The sequence below is a fragment of the Bradyrhizobium sp. 160 genome, assembly GCF_023073735.1.
Lineage (GTDB): Bacteria > Pseudomonadota > Alphaproteobacteria > Rhizobiales > Xanthobacteraceae > Bradyrhizobium.
In genome coordinates this window covers 153,175-172,013 of sequence record NZ_JADPKD010000005.1, presented here as the reverse complement: position 1 = coordinate 172,013, position 18,839 = coordinate 153,175, and the positions used below count along the sequence as shown (strand labels likewise).

Here is an 18,839-nt window from a genome sequence, read left to right as displayed (position 1 = left end):
TCATCCGAGTCACTTGTCTCGATTCTGCAGCGCGTGAGCGTCCAAAACCTGGCTTTTGCTAAGTCATTGAGGATGATTCCATTTTCGAGATGTGTGAATCTGGTAGCGCAAGCGGGAGAGGGGGCAGACCTTCCTCGCGGCCACAACGGGGCTCAATCAGACAAGCCTGATCGAACCTTCACGCCGGCTTCAGCGAAGCCAGCGCGCTTTCCAGCAGCGAGCGGACCCGCGCTGGATTACCGGACTTTACCACTGCGGTGGCGCAACCTCATTGCATGAGAGTCGCAGCAGGCACCTTTTCGTTTGATCGCGAATGCTTAAGATCGGCGCCTTCCTGCATCCGCTCCGCCGGGAGAGACCCATGACCGAGACTATCCGCATCAGGCGCTTCCATGCGCGGCCGGTCATCGTGCCGATGAACCTGCCGCTCCAGACCTCGACGGGGGCAATCGCAAAAGCGCCGCTGGTGCTGATCGACTGCGAGACCGACCAAGGCGTGCGCGGCCACGCCTATCTGTTCTCGATCACGCCGTCGGCCTTGAAGCCGTTGACGACCATGGTCACGGAGATGTCAGACCTCGTCGCCGGCGACGAACTGCTGCCGTTCGAGATCGAGCGCAAGCTGGCCCAGCGCTTCACGCTGCTGGGCCTCGCCGGCCTGCAACGGCTGGCGCAATCCGGCATCGACATGGCGGCCTGGGACGCTCTCGCGCGCATACGCGGCCTGCCCCTGGCCCGCCTGCTCGGCAGCGCGCCGAAGCCGGTCAAGGCCTACAATTCGAAGGGGCTCGGCCTCATGCCTGCAGGCGCCGCGGTGGATGAAGCGCACAAGCTGCTGGCCGAGGGTTTTCGGGCGGCAAAGATCCGCGTCGGTCGGCCCGATGCGCGGGAGGATCTCGCCGTCGTGCGCGCGGTGCGCAAGGCCGTCGGCGATCAGGTGACGCTGATGTGCGACTACAATCAGGCGCTGACGGTCACGGAAGCCATCCGCCGCGGCGAGATGCTCGACGACGAGGGCTTGAGCTGGATCGAGGAGCCGATCCGCCACGACGACTATGCCGGCTGCGCCCGCATTGCCGACGCGCTGCACACCCCGGTCCAGATCGGCGAGAATTTTGACAGCGCGTTTTCGATGCAGGCGGCGCTCTCAGCGGAAGCCTGCGACTACGTGATGCCTGATGTCCAGCGCATCGGCGGCGTCACCGGCTGGCTGCGCGCTGCCTCGCTGGCGCACGCCGCCGGCATCGAGATGTCGACGCATCTGTTCTCGGAAGTCAGCGCGCACCTCTTGTGCGTGACGCCGACCGCACATTGGCTGGAATATGTCGACTGGGCGGACGCGGTGCTGTCGACGCGACTCGCGATCAAGGACGGTTTTGCGCTGCCGAGCGAGGAGCCCGGCAACGGGATTGCGTGGGACGAGGCGGCAGTGAGGAAGTATCTGGTCGGGTGATCGAAAGGCCAGCGTCGCTTGTTTCGCTTCTTCCACTCGCGCGGAGGGATGTAGGCAGGGCGAGGCCTTGGGTCCCCTTCGCCGAGGTTTGCTGTGTCGCCAACAGCGACGCGATTGGCGAACGTTACGCTTTGTCAGCCATGAGCCAAATCTGCCTTCTATCAAGCACCGTTTGATCCGATCGAGACTCAGCTTACGCCACCTCATGTAGCAGTTCTGTCGCGGCTGTTTCGACGTCGTACTCGTTGATCCATCTGCCCGCGGCCCTCCAACTCGCCAGTTGCTGCGCTCTGCGCGGGGCGTCCCCATCTTCGGAATGAAAGAATCGGCCCGCTTCGCGTGAAGCTGCCTGCACCTGGCTCGTATGTGCATGCCGTAGTCGCTCATAGGCCTTCAGCCGTTCCGGAATTTGAGCAGTGCCGGCATTCTCCAGTAAAACGGCAAGCGCAAAGCCATCCTCGATGGCCTGTCCGGCACCTTGTCCAAGGTGCGGGAGCATTGGATGAGCAGCGTCGCCAAGCAGCGACCTTCGTGCCGTTGACCAATAAGGCAGTGGATCCCGATCATAGATGCCCCAAAGAAATGTTTCATCAAGCGCGGCAATCATCTGCAAAACGTGAGCATCCCAGCCCACATATTCCGCCGCCAGACTCCCAAGATCACCGGGGGCCGACCAGGATTCGGTGCCATACCGATCCGCAGGCACAAAGGCTACGATGTTGATGAGGCGTCCGCGCGAGACTGGATAGCAGATGAAACTTCGGCCTGGTCCGATCCACATCCTTAATGAACGCAGGTCGCGCGCCCAGGGTAGGCATTCGACGGGAACCAAGCCCCGGTAGGCCATGGTCCCTCCGCTCGTCGGCTGCGTTTTGACACCGATCTCGCGCTGGCTAAAGGAGTGGATACCATCGGCCCCAATGAACAAGTCTGCCTCGACGCAGGCCCCGTTCGCAAATGTCAGTCGCACGCCGGCGCCCGTCTCATCTACCTCGACGCATCTATGGCCGAAATGGAGCGTTCCCGGCGGTTGTGCCTCTGCCAGCAGACTAACAAATTCCGCCCTTAGGACGGAGTAACTGTCGAACTCGCCTGGAAGCCGTGCCCTTGCAGGCAGTGGAGACATGCCGATGGGCGCCCCATGAGAGTTCAATAGCGTGAGACCCATATTTGCCGAACCGATGCGCTGGAGTTGGTCTTCCAGTCCGATCCTCCTAAGCAAGCGCACTGCATTGCGGCCCAACGTGAGGCCGGCCCCAACTTCCCGAATTGCGGGCGCCTGCTCAAAGACTTTCACTTTCAAGCCTCGGGCCCGCAACGCGAGGGCGGCCGTCAATCCGCCAATGCCCGCGCCAGTGATCGCAACTTCGAGCCGTCGGCTCATCGCTTTCCTCGATCGCTGGAATTTGGGGCGCTAGCCGACTGGTCTCCACGCACGAGGACACTTGCCCCCGCCGACGGCGGATGAGTGACCGCGGCCTCATCGGGCCAATCGGAAGACCCGGGCCTTACAAAGAGAAAACGTGACGTCACCGGGACTTGTGCATCCGGATTGCCATCCTGGCCAATGACGATGAGTCCCGCTCCACCGTTGGCTACTGTCAAGATGACAGGCTCACCCTTCCATGTCTGAATTGGCGCCATTCCGACGGTTAGAAATTCACCGACCGGCTGATCAAAATATTGAAGTCTCAGTTGTGGAGCAATCTCCGCCGTCGCAAGTCCAAAACCAAGCTGCTGAGCGCGTGCGTATATATTCGATAGCGACACAGTATCGGCCTGAAAGCCCAATTCGGTGACCGACACCGCAAATAGATCTACGCTGCGCTTCGTGACGCTAAGCGAAAAGGCTGGTCGCGCGAGAATTTCCCCAGCCGAGTCTCCGATGCCACAACCTACTGCATTCAACGCATTGGTGAGAGCAGACACATCTGCAAACGTCCCTATGGCGATCGTTTTCCACACAGGAACATCGACGGCGGATCGGATTGGAGCTCGTCGCGCGCTTGATAGCGGCGATTTCTTCAGCGTCAGTTGGTTGTGCAAGACATCTCGTGCCGTGCATTGAGATCTCGCGTCGCTCGCGAACAGGACGATGTAAGGGACGAGGAGGAGCGCCACAATGATGGGACGATGGGATCGTCTTGGCATGCGCCAGGCTCCGGCCTGCCGGCCGTCTCCTTCAGTGCTGCTCATTGCATACCTCAGTCGGTGGAAGTGGAGACGCCAACGATGTCGCCGAAGAACACCCAGCGGCTGCCGTCAAAGCGCGCCATTCGCGCTTGGCGCCACGGGATGCGGTCGCCAGGTGAGATGTTCACTCTCACGCCGGGCAGAAACATTGGAAGCTGAAGATCTCGGACGTTTGTCGCCTGCTTCAGCAGATTTTCACGCGAGAGGTCGTCACCGCAACGCCTCAGCACTTCCTCGATCATTTGCGCCGTCGAATAGGCCAGAATCGCGCTTGGATCGTCATTCGTCTCCCCGGGCATCCATTGCTTCAGGAAGGCGAGGTAATCCTTCACGGCAGGATCGTCGGCCCATGTGGGATCGTCGATCGACTTGATCCAGCGTGCCGTTACGGCACCGCGAGATGCTTCGAGCCCCGCAGGCCGAAGGACCGTCGGAATGTCGCTCACTCCCGAGAGCAGGATGTGCTCGACGCTCCAGCCAAGCTCGTGTGCCTTGCGGATCGATTGTGCCGCGAACTTTGGCGACGAGGCATGGAACAGGGTGTCTGCCCCTGATGCCTTGAGTGCGACGATTTGCGAGTCGACGGTCGGGTCCATCACGTCATAGGCGGCTTCTCTTACGATCATGCCGGATGCTTTGGCTCCAAGTGCCGTCCGAAACGCAGTGACGTTGCCTTTACCGAGGTCATCGTTCTGATAGAGCACTGCGACCTTTGCTGCTGGCTTCGAGTTCAACAGGTAGTCAGCATAAAACTTGGTCTCGACGGCCTGCGACATGAAGAATGTGGTGGTCCACGGCAGGTTCTCCGGATCATGAAGTTTCGGCGAGCTGGCCAGGATCAGGATTTGCGGAACCTTGTTGGTGTTGAGATATTTGACGGTCGCAAGATTGGTCGGAGTGCCGGTCGACCCCACAATCGCAAGAACGCGGTCGTCCTCCACCAGCTTCCGCGTTTGCTCGACCGTCTTTGGCGGCGAGAAAGCATCATCGAGTGAGATCAGTGTGACCTTGCGGCCGTTAATCCCGCCGGTCTCGTTGATCTTCCTGAAGTAAGCCACTTCGACGCGGCCAAATATGGCGAGCGCCGATAGAGGTCCCTTATAGGGCACAGTCTGCCCGATCTTGATCTCGGTATCAGTTACCCCGGGTCCGTAGCTCTTTTGGGAAAATGCCTGCGAATGCAGTGCCGTAACCAATAAGGCTGCAGCAACGAGAGAACGTTTCATGTACGCCTCCATGCTTTATCCGCGACGTAATAATGCGGTATGAGTAGTGCCAAGTCCCGAAAATGGGACGAAATTTTCCGAAACTGCCGGCGACAACTCGTGAAGCCATCTCCACAGACGGTTGTGATCGGTGACTACACCGTGGACTTATCACGCGAGCTGCTGCTCGACGTCCACGGCGAGCCTGTTCCGTTGCGACCGAGGGCCTGGCTCGTGCTCAAGCTCCTCTCACTCCGCGTCGGTTGTCTGGTCGGCAAGAGCGAATTGCTGGACGAGGTCTGGTCCGACTGCGAGGTTACCGAGGACTCGCTTGTTCAGGCCATCGGAGACGTTCGCCAGGCACTCGGGAAGTTCGGCCGCACGGCGCTGCGAACTCTCCCGCGCCGTGGATATATGCTGGTCACGGTTGAGCGCGGCACCGATGCCGCTACTCCGCAAGACCCCGCAGGTGCAAGCGTCATCAGCATGGGAGATCGCCTCCGTGGCGTAGCCTTGAGACGCTTCGTCGGGCGCGAGACCGAACTTGGCGCGCTTCGCGCATCCATTTCACCTAGCGCACCGAGCACGTCGCTGTATTTCATCCACGGGCCCGGCGGCATCGGAAAGACCACCTTGCTGGAGCGGCTGCGCGCCGAAGCGGTCACAAGCGACGTCGGCTTTTTCATGATTGATGCCGCGGGTATTCCACCGAGACCGGAGGCGCTCATTGGTGCCGCAAGAAGCGCAATTGAACCGGACAGTAAGGCCGACGGTATCGACGTGCTTGCTTCAGGCCGGCTGGTATCCGGTCGCAACGTGCTGGTGATCGATTCGTTTGAACACCTTGAGCCCGCCAGCGGCTGGGTGCGCGATACGTTGCTCCCAAGCTTGCCTTCGCAAACGACCGTGGTGTTGGCCGGACGTCAACCGCCTGACTCGCATTGGACCGCGCATCCCCTGTGGTGCACAGCAATGCAATGCATCGGCCTGGATTCTCTTTCCCGCACGGATTCGGCGCATCTGCTCACGGCTTACGGTGTCGGGGAGGACGCGCATGCCGCGATCCTCGATCTCTGCCACGGACATCCGCTAGCTTTGGTCATGCTCGCTGCCGAGGTTCGGCGCGCGGATCATGTCCCTCAAGGATTGGGTCCGGATATTGTCCGGGAGTTAACCCGCCGCTGCGTCGCCGAAGCCCCAACCCCGCAGCACCGGACAGCGCTTGAAGTCTGTGCACAGGCATTGACAACGACGGCCCCGTTGTTGTCCGACGTCGTGGATTCGGCAAGTGCGCCCATGCTGTTCGAGTGGCTCGCTATGCAGAATTATGTGCGAGTCAGCCCCCACGGCCTTCAGCCGCATGAACTGGTGCGGGCGGCGATTGATGAAGAACTGCGTTGGCGAGACCCTCAGGCCTTACGACGACTTCAACATTCGATCAGTCGGCATTTGATTCGGCGCCTCCGCGACGGCCGGGACATCTTGCGGACCGGAGTCGAATTACAGTTCCTTGGCCGCCATTCGCCGCTGATGCAGCGCTACTTCGACTATCCCACGATGGGTAGCATAACAGTGGGTCCAGCGACGGAAGCTGACTCGAGCGGCATCGCACGCTTGCGTGATGGTGCGCTGCCGCCCGCCGAACGCGTGTTGTTTGAACATTGGAGCCGACACAGCGCCACCCGCGCGCTCGTGGCGCGCCAACGCGATGGCATGGTTTGTGGGGTGACCTTGGTGCTGCGGCTCGGCGGACTGGACGACCGCAGCGCCGCGATTGATCCGGTCGTGGATGCCGTGTGCGGGGTGCTGGGCGACGGACTTCATGATCCGGATGGGATAGCCGTATCGTTGATGTCCAGGTTTACGATACCGGAGGGCGAAAGACGCGGATTGAATCCGGCGATGAACGCCTTGCAGATTTGTCACTCCACCCTTTGGGCGACCGAGCGCAATCTAAGGTTCTATGTCGTGGTTTCCGTCCACCCCGATCATTTTGCGCCTCTCCTCGAAGGCACAGGCTTCCTGCGCATGCCCGCCTGCGATCTCGTCATCGACGGCCTGCCCATCGGCTGCTTCGTCCGGAACTGGCAAACGGAACCCTGGCTGGAGTGGCGCGATCGGATGCTCGCAATGGCGCCGTCCCCTTAAGAGGAGACAACCGCTTGTTGCCGACACCTAAGGAGCCGCCGCGTTTAGATCCAGCGGCCCCCGCAAGCTGCTCTGGCGCCAATCGATGAAGGCCCTCCTTGAGGCGGCTGATGATTGCGGTGTGCTCGCAACGACGAAGCGAAAGCAACACGGCGCGTTGCACAGAGGCCGGAGGCGGACTAACGGTGCCCCATGACCAGATGGCGTCCTCATGCCCATATCAGGGTCGTCGCGATCGGCCTGCATTGGCGGGACGGACGCCTGCTGGCGGCCGAGGTTCGTGACGATGCAGGCCGGATCAAGGGCGTGCGCCCGCTCGGCGGCGAGATCGAGTTCGGCGAAAGCTGGCGGGCTGCCCTGGCGCGCGAATTCAACGAAGAGCTCGGCATCGACGTCGTCCTCAAAGGCGAGCCCTTGATGCTGGAGAATATCTTCGCGCACGAGGGAGCAACCGGGCACGAGGTGATGTTCATCTCCGAGGTCGAGTTTCCCGATGCTGCATTCCGCGATCACGACCACATCGATTTCAGGGAGGACAACGGCGCGCACGTCGTCGCCCGCTGGTTCGATCTCGCCGATCTCGACGTGGAAGGTGCCCCGAGCCTGTTTCCGACCGGGCTGAAAGACCTGCTGCTGGGGCAAAAGACGCGTCGGCGTGAGAGGCGCTCCCTTCACCGGCGCTCGCCGGAGTCGCGTCGGTAGCGGAAGTCGCAATGATCGGCGCCTTGCATGATGGTCTGCGTGCGCGTGAGCGTGATGTCAGGGCCGAAGCCATCTGCTGTCGCAAAGTCGGCGGTGCAGATCAGGAGAAAGCCGAGCTCGGGCTCGCCGAGCGCCTTGTAGAACTCGGCATAAGCGCATCGTTTCACGTCGAAGGCGAAGACGTCTTTGGACTGCTCGATGACGTCATAGGCGAGCGCGTCGCCGCGGGCATAGGTCGTGAAGGCGGACCCGACCGCCTGGCCGAGGTCTGTCTCGTTCTTGTTCAGGTTCTTCGATTTCCAGAATTCCTCGCCGAAGCCGCGATAGAGATCGCCGAGCGCCTTGCGCACCAGCGCGTTGGCGCGCGCCTCGCCGAGCTCGGCCTGCAATGCCTTGACCAGCGGCACCAGCACCTGCGCCTGGATTTTTGCCTGTTCGATGACGGACACGCTCATGGGCAGCCTCGCGTCTTGGATCAAGGCCGTAGATTTATGAGTGACGGTGACGACCATCACCGCAGAGGATCTACGACTGCGGCAAGAATAGCCGCGATAGCGACGATTGGCTAACTTTCCGCAGGATAAACCAAGCTGCCGTCAGCCATAACGCGCGCCGCCGGGTTCATCTCGGCCGGTTTGACCTGCCCTGGTCCCAGAATGTGAAACACGGTTTCGCCGGCGGCGAGCAGATAATCGGTGATGATGCGTCGGTGACATCGCCACCATAATGTTTCCGCGCACATGATGGCGCAGCGCTGCGTCTGCCCGAGATCGCGCAAATGAGCCAGACCATCGTGAAAGGCCGCGCTCATGGCGTGGTCGGCATAATTATGAAAGCTGCCGTTCTGCCAGAAAGCATTGGTCTCGCGCGGCACCTCGCCCTTGCGGCTGCGCAGGCCGCCGAGCGAGGCGATATGCTCGTAGCCGATCGAAACGGCCGCGAGCGACTCCGGCAGCGTGTCGCGATTATACTGCGGATTGGTGCGCGAGCGGGGAACGGTGCGAACGTCGGCCAGATATGTGATCGAGCTGCCTCGCAGCAACTCGACGAATTCCCCAATCGAACGCGTGGCATGACCGATGGTGAAGAAGGGATGAGCCATGGGGATGCCTTGCCCACCTCACGTTCGTCAGCTCTGCAACAATCGCAACGCCTTGCCCTTGTCCAGGGCGACGTGATCGGTCTTATCGCTCTTGATCTCGTATTGCGGATCGTCCGGCGTGGCGTGGTGGACGTAGCCCTTGTAGTCGACGTTCGCGGTGTGCACGCGCAGGATACGGCCGCGCACGCGGCCGGCCTCCGAATTCCAGCTGACGTGGTCGCCGCGCTTGAAGGTTTTCGGCATGGCGGACCAATACCGATGGCATCGGACTGTTCCAGGGACACCCCAGTCCGTCTACGCTTCGCGTTAGTATCCGTTGAATCGTGGCTTGCCGGCGATAAGCCCGCCTGCGCCCTTTGGGCTTCGGCGTGGCATCCTTCTCTCGCTTCGCGAGCGAAGGATGGTGGGCACGACAGGGATCGAACCTGTGACCCCTACCATGTCAAGGTAGTGCTCTCCCGCTGAGCTACGTGCCCTAGAGGTCGTCTAGATCGGGTGGGGTCCCTATAACGGCTCAGGGGAGCCTGTGCAAGGACGGAAGGGGCCGATTCAGGCCGCCAGCATCTTGTTCACTTCGCTGACCAATTCGCGCAGATGGACGGGTTTGGACAGTACCTTGGCATTCTTGGGGGCGTCCGAATCCGAGTTCAGGGCCACCGCGGCGAAGCCGGTGATGAACATGATTTTTATGTCGGGGTCGAGTTCCGAGGCGCGGCGGGCGAGCTCGATGCCGTCCATCTCCGGCATCACGATGTCGGTCAGCAGCATCTCGAACGGTTCTTCCCGTAACCGCTGATAGGCGGCCATGCCGTTGTCGTGGGACGAGACCTGAAAACCGGCGTTTTCCAGCGCCTTGACCAGGAAGCGGCGCATGTCGTTGTCGTCTTCGGCGAGCAGGATCTTTGGCATGGCAGGAAACGTCGAATCCCCAGAGGATATCAGCAGAGGTCACTAAGCCCGACAGAGGGTAAATTTGGGGTGAAAATCTTAACCCTGAGACAGCTGCCACTGCCGGTCCCTTGTGAACCGGAATGCAGATCGAATCAATCGAGCCGCCGACGCATCCCCACCTCCCTGCCCGCACGGTTAAGACGTGTTCCAACGGCCATCGCATCTTTTCGCTTGGCAGAATGGTTGCGATTCCGGACAATGACGACACATAAGAGCCGCTCGATCGGCCGAATCAATGCGATCTGGACCACGCCAGATCCCGGCGCGAAGGGACGAAGCCTGAGAAGATGACCCGGTTTGACGGCGCGACGTCGCCAGCCTTTGAGATCGTGGAGCCCGCGCAATGGCGTGCCCCGGTCATCTTCAACTCGCCCCATTCCGGCTCGACCTATCCGGACGAATTCCTCAGCGCCTCCAGAATCGATCTGCCGACGCTGCGGCGGTCCGAAGATTCCTTCATGGACGAGCTGATCGGCCATTTGAGCGATCGCGGCTTTCCCACCGTGCGGGTCAACTTTCCCCGCTCCTATGTCGACGTCAACCGCGAGCCCTATGAGCTCGACCCGCGCATGTTCACAGGCCGTCTGCCAAGCTTTGCCAATACCCGCTCGATGCGGGTCGCCGGGGGTCTCGGCACCATTCCGCGCGTGGTCGGTGACGGACAGGAGATCTACCGCGACCGCATCCTGGTCGACGACGCGCTGGGGCGGATCGAGACGCTGTATAAGCCCTACCATCGCGCGCTGCGCCGGCTGATTAACAAGGTACACCAGATGTTCGGCACCGTGGTGCTGGTCGACTGCCACTCGATGCCCTCGGTCGGCGTCTCCCGCGACGAGCCGCGCCGGCCCGATATCGTGATCGGCGACCGCTACGGCACGAGCTGCACGCCGCTGCTTCCCGACCGCGTCGAGGAGACCATGACGGGGCTCGGCTATTCGATCGGCCGCAACAAGCCCTATGCCGGCGGCTTCATCACCGAGCATTACGGCAACCCCGCAAGCGGCTTGCACGCCGTGCAGCTCGAGCTCAATCGCGCGATCTACATGGACGAACGGCGGCGCGAGCGCGGTCCGCGCTTTGCGCAAGTCGCAAGCGACTTCGCCATCCTCGCCGACGTGCTGGCGGCCACGATCCCGTTCGGCGATCTCGGCCCGTTCCAGGCCGCAGCGGAATAGCTTGGATTTTTCCGGAACGATCCGGGCCGTGAGCAACGGCGGGCGCGTTTCGCTTCGCATCGCCGGCGCGCTGAAAACGAAAACAGGCTCCGAAAGAAAAAAGGGCCGCTTCTGATGAAGAAGCGGCCCAAGTCTAGGGAGGAAACGCCCAAGGAGGGCAGCGGTAACGCAAAGCGCTACCGCACCGCAACAATATGCGACCGCGCCGCACAAAGTGCAAGGGCTTTTGAGCGATTTCCCATGCAAAACACACATGGCTCAGTTGCTTCTATGGAAACCCAGATTCACTTCCATTGATAAGGAAATTCAATGGGTTGATAGGTGTTTGCATACGAACGAGGCATCATTGGAACTAAGTTTTCAACGCTGTGATCGATATTTGGCCAAGAGATGACTGAGATGAGGCAGCCGGCTTGCGGCATTCAAAATACCAGGGAGCATTCAAAGACAGCGCTGCAAGATTGTGCCGATTTGAGCTAGGCAGAAGCGAGCTTCATTCGACTTTCGCTTTCGAGGATACGCCGTGACGGTGATCGACTTCTCAGCTTTCATCGGACGGCTCGCCACCGTCTCCGGCGAAACCATCCTGCCGTTCTTCCGCACCTCATTGTCGGTCGACGACAAGAGCAAGACCAAGGATTTCGATCCCGTGACGGAAGCCGACCGCGCCGCGGAGGCAGTGATGCGGCGGCTGATCAAGGCCAGCTTTCCCCAGCACGGCATCGTCGGCGAGGAGTTCGGCAATGAGCGCGACGACGCCGACTATGTCTGGGTGCTCGACCCCATCGACGGCACGAAATCCTTCATCGGCGGCTTTCCGATCTGGGGCACCCTGATCGCGCTGCTGCACAAGGGCGCGCCAGTGTTCGGCATGATGCACCAACCCTTCATCGGCGAACGCTTCTCCGGCGACAACGGCTTGGCCAATTACAAGGGGCCCTCCGGCGAGCGGCGGCTCCAGGTCCGGCGCTGCGCCTCGCTCTCGCAAGCCACGACCTACACCACCAGCCCGCTGCTGATGAACGAGCGCGACCGCGCCATCTTTGGCCGCATCGAGCAGGGCGCGCGGCTGTCGCGCTATGGCGGCGATTGCTATTCCTATTGCATGCTCGCGGCCGGCCATGTCGACCTCGTGGTCGAGACCGAGCTGAAGCCCTACGACATCGCGGCGCTGATCCCGATCGTGACCGGCGCCGGCGGCATCGTCACCACCTGGGAAGGCAAGCCGGCCCAGGGGGGCGGCCGCATCATCGCGGCTGGCGACCCCAGGGTCCACGAAGAAGCACTCAAGCTATTGAACCAATAACAACGCGAGCGGAGGGCTTGCATGACCGTCTCACGCAGGCTGCTCCTCGGATTGTTCCTGCTTCTACTGCCGACGCTCGCCTCCGCGCAGAATTTTCCGGCCAAGCCGATCAAGCTGATCGTGCCGTTCCCGGCCGGCGGTCCCAACGATATCATCGCCCGGGTGATCGGCCAGCGCATGTCGAAACTGTCGGGACAGCCGGTGCTGATCGACAATCGCGGCGGCCAGGGCGGCGTGCTCGGCACTGACGCCGTCTCCAAGGCCGCGCCCGACGGCTACACCGTCGCGATCTCCTCAGCCGGCGCGCTGGCGATCAGCCCGAGTATGGAGAAGGTCGCCTACGACACGCTCAACGATCTCACGCCGGTGACGCTGGTTGCGACCGTGCCGGAAATGCTGGTGGTCGCGACCAACGTGCCCGCCAAGGACATCGGCGAGTTGATTGCGCTCGCCAGGGCGCAGCCGGGAAAGCTCAACTTCGCCTCCTCCGGCCCCGGCAGCCTACCGCATCTCGCCGGCGAATTGTTCAAGCTGACGGCGAAGATCGACATCGTGCACGTGCCGTATCGCGGCGCCGCGCCGGCGGTGAACGATCTTCTGGGACAGCAGGTGCAGATGACGTTCCTCGACCTGCCGGTGCTGCTGCCGCAGGTCAAGGCCGGCGCCTTGCGCCCCATTGCGGTCGGCTCGGCCGAGCGCGCACCGACCGCGCCCGACGTGCCGACCACCGCGGAAGCGGGATTTCCCGCGCTACGTATCGAGAACTGGTACGGCATGGTCGCCCCCAAGGGCACACCGAACGAGATCGTCGCCGCGCTGCATGCTCTTGCGACGAAGGCGATGGCCGATCCGGCGGTGAAGGAGAAGCTCGCAGCCCAAGGCGCGACGCTGATCGGCGATGAGCCGGAGCATTTTCGCAGCTTCATCGCGGATGAGACCAAGAAGTGGGCGAAGGTGATCAAGGACGCCGGCGTGGAGACGGCAAAGTAAAGCCCACAGACGCCGGAAATAGTTTGTCGAGCCGGTCGAAATACGGAATTGCGTGGAGGTATGCCTTGGCCTCTATCAGCTTCTCGCTGCCTCGACGCAGCAAATCCGATATGGGGATCGACGCGCGCGGCGACCTCGCTGTCGAGCGCGAGCACGAGCCGCAGCACGCTATTGGTCGCGGATGCTGAGGACCAAATTGATGCTGAAGTTCTGAGGCTCGAAGACTGTTCGGGTATCCTGCTTCCGATCGAGACGTTGCAGCGATTACCCTAGCCGCGATCCACTGCGAGCGGCTTCATACAGGTTAATCGCACGCTTGAATCCCTGGGACGCGCGTGCTGCGCGCCCTTTTGGAACGCAGCCTCACCGGCCGCGTTCATTGTCGAAATTGGAGATTTCAATGAAACATCGTTTGCTGATGATTGCCGCCGTCCTGTCGTTTGTGACGAGCTTCGGCCCTGCGACGGCGGTCGCACAGGATCGCTACTGCCTCCAGGGCCGGATTTGGGGCTATCCGGGCAATTGCCAGTTCGCCAGCTACGCTCAGTGCATGGCGACCGCATCGGGCACGCAGGCCTATTGCGGCATCAACCCTCGACATGCCTACGCACGCCGCCACAGGGGATACCGGTGATCAGCCTGAATCAGACCGACAACCGGGGCCCGCCTTGACTGACCGCGCCGCTGAGCCGAGCGGCGCCGAGACAGCAGAGCGCCAGCTCACCGCCGTAACGGATCGAAATGGATCACATTCTGGCCAGTTGCGGCTTCCTCCCTGAGTTCGCGCCAGTGCAGATTGCCGGCCGGTGGCTCGGCGATGAAGCTGCAGCCGAGCGCAAAAGCGACCTGACCTACGGCAACCAGACATTTCAGCGCCTGGGCCATGCCCTGGAAGCCCGCCAGCTTCGCGCGGAGCTGCAGGACCTTGTTTGCGACGACCTCGTCGATCTCCAGGGCTACCGCCAGGGTCGCGAAGAGGCCGGACCTGAAAAATCCTTTGATCTTTCGGAAGCGGTGGCGCAGCGGTGGCGGGCGGGCCTTCTGGATATGCAATATGCAGCAAGCGTCGCTCCGATCCGGAACGGGATCTGCACCGTGCGCCGGCGATAGCGATCGCTCTAGGAGCTTCGATCGATACGCTGACGCACGTCGAGGAGAAATCGGGTCAGACCATCGTCGGCGGCCATTCCCTCAGGCGGCGCAATGGTCGTGATGCCCCAGTTCGCCAATACGGCTTCCTGCACCGGATTGCGCTGGGCGACGAACACGAAGGATTTCGGCCGGTCCTGTCGGTGCCCGGATTCATCCCAAATCTGCCAAATCCGGTGCAGCAGCAGCCGTATGTTTGGATCGGACATGCTGTAGCCGACGAAGAGCAGCGTGCTTCCCAAAGCATCGGCGCGAAAACGGATATCGAGCGGGGAATTGAATGCGAGCCGGTTGAGAAAGTCGGTCTCGGTCAGAACGAGCGAGGCATCATCGTCGAAGTCGCCGTGGAATTTGATGATGTGCGTGACGCCGGCGCCAGCGCTCGCGATCTCCTTCGCGTTGCTGATCTTCGCGTATGGCTTTTTCAGAACATCGAAGGCAGTCTCGAGATTGCGATCGTAGTTCGTTGTGTAGATGACCGGAAAATCGAGCTCGACGATGATCCGGTGGAGCTCCGAGGTGGCGATTCTCTCTGGATCGACGCGCCAATTGCGATCGAGCCAGCTGCGGAGCGGGCCGATGCCCCCACGCTTCAGCCGGTAATACTCCGCAAGCATCTGATAGCCGCCGTGCATTCCCTCGAGGACGTCCCGTTCGAGGCCGAGATCGTCGAGCAGATGCTCGATCAGGGACTGCCAGGATGGCAATCCGACGGCCATCGAGACGCCGGCGCCGACGAACAGCACCGCGCGACGTCGTTCTATGGCCGCAGCCAGAACTTCGTGAGGCGGCCGCTCCTCAGATGCAAGCCTTGTCGGTCTTTGCTTCATCTAGCTTGAATGATTGCGCGGGACGCTGGTTCCTGGACAAGAAAGCCCGCCTGCCGCTCAGCAGCGAGGACGCACCCTTTTCCGTTCGCGCCGCGAAGCGGGCAATCAACCGCCGGAGCTCCGCTTTGTGCACCAGACGCGCCGCCGTTTCCGGGGAGACCCAGATCGCTTCCCGCTCCCCTTTTTCGGGCCACCAACGCTCCTGACCATGGACCTTCATGGGGAAGACGGCAACGTCCATGGTCCGCTTGCGGTCGCCCTTCCGTTTGCGATGCTTGAAGCTGCCCATCGCGCGTGTCGCAATGATGCCGACCAGACCCGCCTCCTCGTAGGCCTCCAGCGCAGCCGTGAGATGCGGCTCCTTGTTGCGCATCGGCGATCCCTTGGGGACACTCCATCTGCGCTTGCGCCTGGTCGTGATCAGCATCACGCGCAGTTCGGAATTATCCAGACGAAACGGCAAAGCGGCGAACTGCTTCTTTCCCATCAAACTCCTCCGTTCGGAGATTGATAAGCAAGCGCCGCAGGCATGGTTCCTGTCTGCGGAGTGGCGTCTGCAGCGATCAGAACTTCCGCTCGACCATCTTGAGGCGCAGGGCGGCGATGGCTTCTCCCGGGTTGAGACCTTTCGGACATGCCTTGGCGCAATTGAGGATGGTGTGGCAGCGATAGATCCTGAAAGGGTCCTCGAGCATGTCGAGGCGCTCGCCTGTGGCTTCGTCCCGGCTGTCGTTGATCCATCGCGCGGCCTGAATCAGGGCCGCCGGGCCCAGGAAGCGCTCGGAATTCCACCAGTAGCTCGGGCACGACGTCGAGCAGCAGGCACAGAGAATGCACTCGTACAGGCCATCGAGCTTTGCCCGATCCTCGAGGCTTTGCCGCCATTCCCTCTGAGGCATGGGCGAACTGGTCTGCAGCCACGGCTCGATGAGGGCGAGTTGCGCATAGAAGTTCGTCAGGTCCGGCACCAGATCCTTCACCACGGGCTGATGCGGCAAGGGCAGCACGCGGAGCGGCTCACCATCCCGGATATCCTCGCTCATGGATTTGGTGCAGGCCAGCGTGTTCTGGCCGGCGATGTTCATCGAGCATGAGCCGCACACGCCCTCGCGGCAGGATCGCCTGAACGTCAAGGTCGAGTCGACGTTGTTTTTGATCCAGATCAGGCCGTCCAGCACCATCGGCCCGCAATCCGTCGTGTCGACAAAGTAGGTGTCGAGCCGGGGATTGCGGCCATCGTCGGGATTCCAGCGATAGATGTGAAACTCGCGCAAGCTTTTGCTGCGCGGCTTTGGCCAGACCGTTCCTTGCCCGATGCGGGAGTTTCTTGGAAGCCTGAACTCCACCATGGTCACCTCCTCCGTCAGATCGGCACAGAGCAACGCAACTGCAGAAGATCATCCAGCAAGAGACCGAATAAGATGACCCTGAATGCCGGCGCTGTCGCGAGCAGCATCTGATGCCTTGCATTGATGACCCGTGCGCGAACCGGCACTTTTGCCGCGAGAAACAAGCCATCTCTCGCGCAAGCGTTCCTATGACGATCGCGCCTCCGCGGCGCGAGGCTTGCGCATCGAAGCAGCCAATCCATCGAGACCAACCTGCGTTAAACGGCCAAGACGCTGGTTGGCACCAACGCCTGCTCCATGTCGATCTTCTCGACGAAGTAGGAACGTTCGACGCGGCGATGCGTCTGTCGTCCACGCACTGGAGATGCAATCTGCTGCAAGGATCGTTTTTGCCCGCTCTTGGCAGGCTCGGCTTGTCGACTACGCGGCAAGCGCCAGAACCATTTCGCAGAGAGACTTCCGGACGGCCACCTCATAGGTGGCGCGGGCGCGATGCAGACAACTCAGCTCGCCTTGTCGCGCACCGCAATTCCGCGGCAACACCCGACTCATGCCGCCGTGGCCCGCAAATGCTCCACCAGCATCTTCGCCGGTCTTGGCAGCGTCTTGAAGCTACGCGCGCAGATCACGAGCTTCCGGTTGGCGAAAGCATCGCGCAGGCGGACCATGGAGAGCGGCATGGTCTTGGCGCAGCGGCGGGCGGCGGCTTCGGGCACAAGCGCCACGCCGACATCGGCGGCGACCATCTGGCAGATCGCATCGAAGTCGCGCAGCCGCGCGCGGAAATGCGGGCGCATGCCGAGCCGCGCCGCATGTTTCGAAATATGCATCTGAAGCGCAGTGGCGCTGGTCAACCCGACGAAGTCACAGGCGCCCGCTTCCTGAAAGTCGATCTGGCGGCGGCCCGCGAACGGGCCGCGGCGCGACGTCACCAGCGTCAGCCGATCCTCGCTGAAGGGGAAGCGCTCGATATGCTCTGGCAGCGCGTGCTCGGCGGCAAAGCCGAGGTCGGCGGCCCCCGCGGTAATCGCCGCCGCGATATCGGTGCTCTCGCGCTCCTCGATGTCGATGGCGACGTCGGGATGTTCGCGCAGGAAGCCGGCCAGCGCCTTCGGCAGGTGCTCCGAGAGCCCTGAGGTATTGGCGAGGAAATGCACGCTGGCGCGCACGCCGCTGGCAAAGCCGGCGAGATCGCCACGCATGGCGTCGATCTGGTGGATGACGAGGCGCGCGTGATCAAGCAGGCTCTCGCCCGCCGCGGTCAGCTCGACGCCGCGGCGCCCGCGCTTGAGCAGCGCGACGCCGAGTGCATCTTCGAGGCCCTTGATGCGCGCGCTGGCCGAGGCAAGCGCCAGGTGCGACCGCTCCGCGCCGCGGGTGATGCTGCGCTGATCGGCGACCGCGATGAAGAGCTGGAGGTCGACAAGGTCGAAGCGCATGACGGTTTCTCCTCAGCCTTCGTATTCAGCGAAGGCTGTCTCCGTAACCTCCAGATTGTGCCGGCGCAAGGCTTAGGTCAATGTGCGGATATGTTCGACCCCCTTCTCATTGCCGTCGCCGCCGTGTTCCTGATCGCCGGATTCGTTAAGGGCGTCGTCGGGCTCGGCCTGCCGACGGTGTCCATGGGCCTGCTCGCGGTGAGCATGGCGCCGAGCCGCGCGATCGCCATCGTCATCGTGCCCGCGATTATCACCAACATCTGGCAGACCTTCGTCGGCCCTCATTTGCGCGACATCCTGAGGCGGCTCTGGCCGCTGATGATCGGCACCGTGATTGGATGCTGGCTCAATGCGGGCGCGCTGACCGGCCCGCATGCGCGCTACGGCACGATCGTGCTCGGCGCCCTGCTCGTCGTCTACGCGGTGATCGGCCTGAACAAATTCCAGTTCCGCGTCGCGCCTAAGAACGAGAAATGGGTCGGCGGCGTGGTCGGTGTCGTCACCGGCGTGATCTCGGCCTCGACCGGCGTGCAGGTGATCCCCTCGATGCCGTTCATGCAGGCGATCGGCATGGAGAAGGACGAACTGGTGCAGGCGCTCGGCGTGTTCTTCACAACGGCGACGCTGGCGCTCGCCTTCAACCTGACCGCCGTCGGATTGCTGACGCCCGCCAACGCCGTGCCTGGCGCCGTGGGACTCGCCATGGCCTTTGCCGGCATGTTCATCGGCCAGTCGGTACGGGCGCGGATGCCAGCGGAGGCGTTCCGCCGCTGGTTCCTGATCGCAATGATCCTGCTCGGCCTTTATCTTGCCGGCAGCGCGCTGGCGAAGGAATTTGCCTGAC

At 62.0% G+C, this 18,839-nt stretch carries 20 protein-coding genes, 1 tRNA gene and 1 pseudogene; 9 read left to right on the top strand and 13 right to left on the bottom strand.

From position 1 onward, the window contains the following. Nucleotides 1–361 precede the first annotated feature (361 nt). Entirely contained in the window at nucleotides 362–1,453 is a 1,092-nt protein-coding gene (locus IVA98_RS01830) for an enolase C-terminal domain-like protein (protein ID WP_247336793.1), read from the top strand. A gap of 193 nt (nucleotides 1,454–1,646) precedes the next feature. Here IVA98_RS01830 and IVA98_RS01825 read toward each other — a convergent pair whose 3' ends face one another. The 3 genes from IVA98_RS01825 to IVA98_RS01815 are packed head-to-tail and all read right to left on the bottom strand — an operon-like array spanning nucleotide 1,647 to nucleotide 4,872. Next, nucleotides 1,647–2,837 (bottom strand): FAD-dependent monooxygenase, encoded by a 1,191-nt coding sequence (locus IVA98_RS01825; protein WP_247299259.1) that lies wholly within the window; start codon nucleotides 2,835–2,837, stop codon nucleotides 1,647–1,649. Further along, nucleotides 2,834–3,604: a hypothetical protein gene (locus IVA98_RS01820; RefSeq protein ID WP_247354253.1), complete on the bottom strand. Its 771-nt coding sequence runs from the start codon at nucleotides 3,602–3,604 to the stop codon at nucleotides 2,834–2,836. The genes IVA98_RS01825 and IVA98_RS01820 overlap by 4 nt, the downstream gene beginning before the upstream one ends. A gap of 53 nt (nucleotides 3,605–3,657) precedes the next feature. Then, nucleotides 3,658–4,872, bottom strand: a complete 1,215-nt coding sequence (locus tag IVA98_RS01815) for an ABC transporter substrate-binding protein (protein WP_247336791.1) — start codon at nucleotides 4,870–4,872, stop codon at nucleotides 3,658–3,660. A gap of 123 nt (nucleotides 4,873–4,995) precedes the next feature. On the opposite strand from IVA98_RS01815, the gene IVA98_RS01810 reads away from it, so the two are divergent. After that, a complete protein-coding gene (locus tag IVA98_RS01810; protein ID WP_247354235.1) occupies nucleotides 4,996–6,999 on the top strand; it encodes an AAA family ATPase in 2,004 nt (667 codons plus the stop codon). Between the two features lie 192 nt (nucleotides 7,000–7,191). Beyond that, nucleotides 7,192–7,701, top strand: a complete 510-nt coding sequence (locus tag IVA98_RS01805) for an NUDIX hydrolase (protein ID WP_247299253.1) — start codon at nucleotides 7,192–7,194, stop codon at nucleotides 7,699–7,701. Here the strand turns inward: IVA98_RS01805 and IVA98_RS01800 are convergent. The 5 genes from IVA98_RS01800 to cpdR form a co-directional block, all read right to left on the bottom strand. Then, the gene (locus tag IVA98_RS01800; protein ID WP_247336515.1) at nucleotides 7,671–8,156 is read right to left on the bottom strand and encodes an L-2-amino-thiazoline-4-carboxylic acid hydrolase; all 486 of its coding nucleotides are present in this window, start codon (nucleotides 8,154–8,156) and stop codon (nucleotides 7,671–7,673) included. The two genes, IVA98_RS01805 and IVA98_RS01800, sit on opposite strands and share 31 nt — an antisense overlap. Nucleotides 8,157–8,266: 110 nt before the next feature. Continuing rightward, entirely contained in the window at nucleotides 8,267–8,803 is a 537-nt protein-coding gene (locus tag IVA98_RS01795) for a DUF488 domain-containing protein (RefSeq protein WP_247299251.1), read from the bottom strand. A gap of 27 nt (nucleotides 8,804–8,830) precedes the next feature. After that, complete coding sequence (locus tag IVA98_RS01790) at nucleotides 8,831–9,046, bottom strand: hypervirulence associated TUDOR domain-containing protein (protein ID WP_247299250.1); 216 nt, start codon at nucleotides 9,044–9,046, stop codon at nucleotides 8,831–8,833. 158 nt (nucleotides 9,047–9,204) lie between these two features. After that, nucleotides 9,205–9,279, bottom strand: a tRNA-Val gene (locus tag IVA98_RS01785). A 73-nt stretch (nucleotides 9,280–9,352) separates the two neighbouring features. Then, nucleotides 9,353–9,712, bottom strand: a complete 360-nt coding sequence (gene cpdR / locus IVA98_RS01780) for a cell cycle two-component system response regulator CpdR (RefSeq protein ID WP_007597092.1) — start codon at nucleotides 9,710–9,712, stop codon at nucleotides 9,353–9,355. Nucleotides 9,713–10,041: 329 nt separating this feature from the next. Between cpdR and IVA98_RS01775 the strand changes: the two genes are divergently transcribed. The 3 genes from IVA98_RS01775 to IVA98_RS01765 all read left to right on the top strand — a co-directional run bounded on the left by IVA98_RS01775 (nucleotide 10,042) and on the right by IVA98_RS01765 (nucleotide 13,228). Further along, nucleotides 10,042–10,932 carry an N-formylglutamate amidohydrolase gene (locus IVA98_RS01775; protein ID WP_247299248.1) on the top strand — a complete coding sequence of 297 codons (891 nt, stop codon included), beginning with the start codon at nucleotides 10,042–10,044 and terminating at the stop codon, nucleotides 10,930–10,932. Nucleotides 10,933–11,455: 523 nt separating this feature from the next. Beyond that, on the top strand, nucleotides 11,456–12,238 hold the full coding sequence (hisN, locus tag IVA98_RS01770) for a histidinol-phosphatase (RefSeq protein WP_247299246.1): 783 nt from the start codon (nucleotides 11,456–11,458) through the stop codon (nucleotides 12,236–12,238). Nucleotides 12,239–12,259: 21 nt separating this feature from the next. Then, on the top strand, nucleotides 12,260–13,228 hold the full coding sequence (locus IVA98_RS01765; RefSeq protein WP_247299244.1) for a Bug family tripartite tricarboxylate transporter substrate binding protein: 969 nt from the start codon (nucleotides 12,260–12,262) through the stop codon (nucleotides 13,226–13,228). Nucleotides 13,229–13,241: 13 nt separating this feature from the next. Here IVA98_RS01765 and IVA98_RS01760 read toward each other — a convergent pair. Then, nucleotides 13,242–13,493, bottom strand: a pseudogene (locus tag IVA98_RS01760) (NADH-quinone oxidoreductase subunit D); the annotation flags it as partial. A gap of 135 nt (nucleotides 13,494–13,628) precedes the next feature. On the opposite strand from IVA98_RS01760, the gene IVA98_RS01755 reads away from it, so the two are divergent. Beyond that, a complete protein-coding gene (locus IVA98_RS01755) occupies nucleotides 13,629–13,862 on the top strand; it encodes a DUF3551 domain-containing protein (protein WP_247299242.1) in 234 nt (77 codons plus the stop codon). Between the two features lie 107 nt (nucleotides 13,863–13,969). Continuing rightward, entirely contained in the window at nucleotides 13,970–14,338 is a 369-nt protein-coding gene (locus tag IVA98_RS01750) for a hypothetical protein (RefSeq protein ID WP_247299240.1), read from the top strand. 8 nt (nucleotides 14,339–14,346) lie between these two features. Here IVA98_RS01750 and IVA98_RS01745 read toward each other — a convergent pair whose 3' ends face one another. From IVA98_RS01745 to IVA98_RS01730, 4 genes are all read right to left on the bottom strand, one after another. Continuing rightward, nucleotides 14,347–15,207 carry an SIR2 family NAD-dependent protein deacylase gene (locus tag IVA98_RS01745; protein ID WP_247299238.1) on the bottom strand — a complete coding sequence of 287 codons (861 nt, stop codon included), beginning with the start codon at nucleotides 15,205–15,207 and terminating at the stop codon, nucleotides 14,347–14,349. Beyond that, nucleotides 15,176–15,694, bottom strand: coding sequence for an NUDIX hydrolase (locus tag IVA98_RS01740; protein WP_247299236.1), 519 nt, complete (start codon nucleotides 15,692–15,694; stop codon nucleotides 15,176–15,178). The genes IVA98_RS01745 and IVA98_RS01740 overlap by 32 nt, the downstream gene beginning before the upstream one ends. Nucleotides 15,695–15,770: 76 nt before the next feature. Further along, nucleotides 15,771–16,556 carry a succinate dehydrogenase iron-sulfur subunit gene (sdhB, locus tag IVA98_RS01735; protein ID WP_247354234.1) on the bottom strand — a complete coding sequence of 262 codons (786 nt, stop codon included), beginning with the start codon at nucleotides 16,554–16,556 and terminating at the stop codon, nucleotides 15,771–15,773. A 548-nt stretch (nucleotides 16,557–17,104) separates the two neighbouring features. Beyond that, nucleotides 17,105–17,995 (bottom strand): LysR family transcriptional regulator, encoded by an 891-nt coding sequence (locus IVA98_RS01730; protein WP_247299232.1) that lies wholly within the window; start codon nucleotides 17,993–17,995, stop codon nucleotides 17,105–17,107. A gap of 90 nt (nucleotides 17,996–18,085) precedes the next feature. Here IVA98_RS01730 and IVA98_RS01725 point away from each other — a divergent pair, with 90 nt between their 5' ends. Continuing rightward, entirely contained in the window at nucleotides 18,086–18,838 is a 753-nt protein-coding gene (locus IVA98_RS01725) for a sulfite exporter TauE/SafE family protein (protein ID WP_247299230.1), read from the top strand. The last annotated feature ends 1 nt before the right edge of the window (nucleotide 18,839 follow it).

Coding starts and splice junctions, on each gene's coding strand:
- IVA98_RS01790 (WP_247299250.1), bottom strand. CDS start 9,046: ATGCCGAAAACCTTCAAGCGCGGCGACCACGTCAGCTGGAATTCGGAG.
- IVA98_RS01825 (WP_247299259.1), bottom strand. CDS start 2,837: ATGAGCCGACGGCTCGAAGTTGCGATCACTGGCGCGGGCATTGGCGGA.
- IVA98_RS01795 (WP_247299251.1), bottom strand. CDS start 8,803: ATGGCTCATCCCTTCTTCACCATCGGTCATGCCACGCGTTCGATTGGG.
- IVA98_RS01815 (WP_247336791.1), bottom strand. CDS start 4,872: ATGAAACGTTCTCTCGTTGCTGCAGCCTTATTGGTTACGGCACTGCAT.
- sdhB (WP_247354234.1), bottom strand. CDS start 16,556: ATGGTGGAGTTCAGGCTTCCAAGAAACTCCCGCATCGGGCAAGGAACG.
- IVA98_RS01730 (WP_247299232.1), bottom strand. CDS start 17,995: ATGCGCTTCGACCTTGTCGACCTCCAGCTCTTCATCGCGGTCGCCGAT.
- IVA98_RS01775 (WP_247299248.1), top strand. CDS start 10,042: ATGACCCGGTTTGACGGCGCGACGTCGCCAGCCTTTGAGATCGTGGAG.
- IVA98_RS01765 (WP_247299244.1), top strand. CDS start 12,260: ATGACCGTCTCACGCAGGCTGCTCCTCGGATTGTTCCTGCTTCTACTG.
- IVA98_RS01830 (WP_247336793.1), top strand. CDS start 362: ATGACCGAGACTATCCGCATCAGGCGCTTCCATGCGCGGCCGGTCATC.
- IVA98_RS01725 (WP_247299230.1), top strand. CDS start 18,086: ATGTTCGACCCCCTTCTCATTGCCGTCGCCGCCGTGTTCCTGATCGCC.
- IVA98_RS01805 (WP_247299253.1), top strand. CDS start 7,192: ATGACCAGATGGCGTCCTCATGCCCATATCAGGGTCGTCGCGATCGGC.
- IVA98_RS01820 (WP_247354253.1), bottom strand. CDS start 3,604: ATGCCAAGACGATCCCATCGTCCCATCATTGTGGCGCTCCTCCTCGTC.
- IVA98_RS01750 (WP_247299240.1), top strand. CDS start 13,970: ATGGATCACATTCTGGCCAGTTGCGGCTTCCTCCCTGAGTTCGCGCCA.
- cpdR (WP_007597092.1), bottom strand. CDS start 9,712: ATGCCAAAGATCCTGCTCGCCGAAGACGACAACGACATGCGCCGCTTC.
- IVA98_RS01755 (WP_247299242.1), top strand. CDS start 13,629: ATGAAACATCGTTTGCTGATGATTGCCGCCGTCCTGTCGTTTGTGACG.
- IVA98_RS01800 (WP_247336515.1), bottom strand. CDS start 8,156: ATGAGCGTGTCCGTCATCGAACAGGCAAAAATCCAGGCGCAGGTGCTG.
- IVA98_RS01740 (WP_247299236.1), bottom strand. CDS start 15,694: ATGGGAAAGAAGCAGTTCGCCGCTTTGCCGTTTCGTCTGGATAATTCC.
- IVA98_RS01745 (WP_247299238.1), bottom strand. CDS start 15,207: ATGAAGCAAAGACCGACAAGGCTTGCATCTGAGGAGCGGCCGCCTCAC.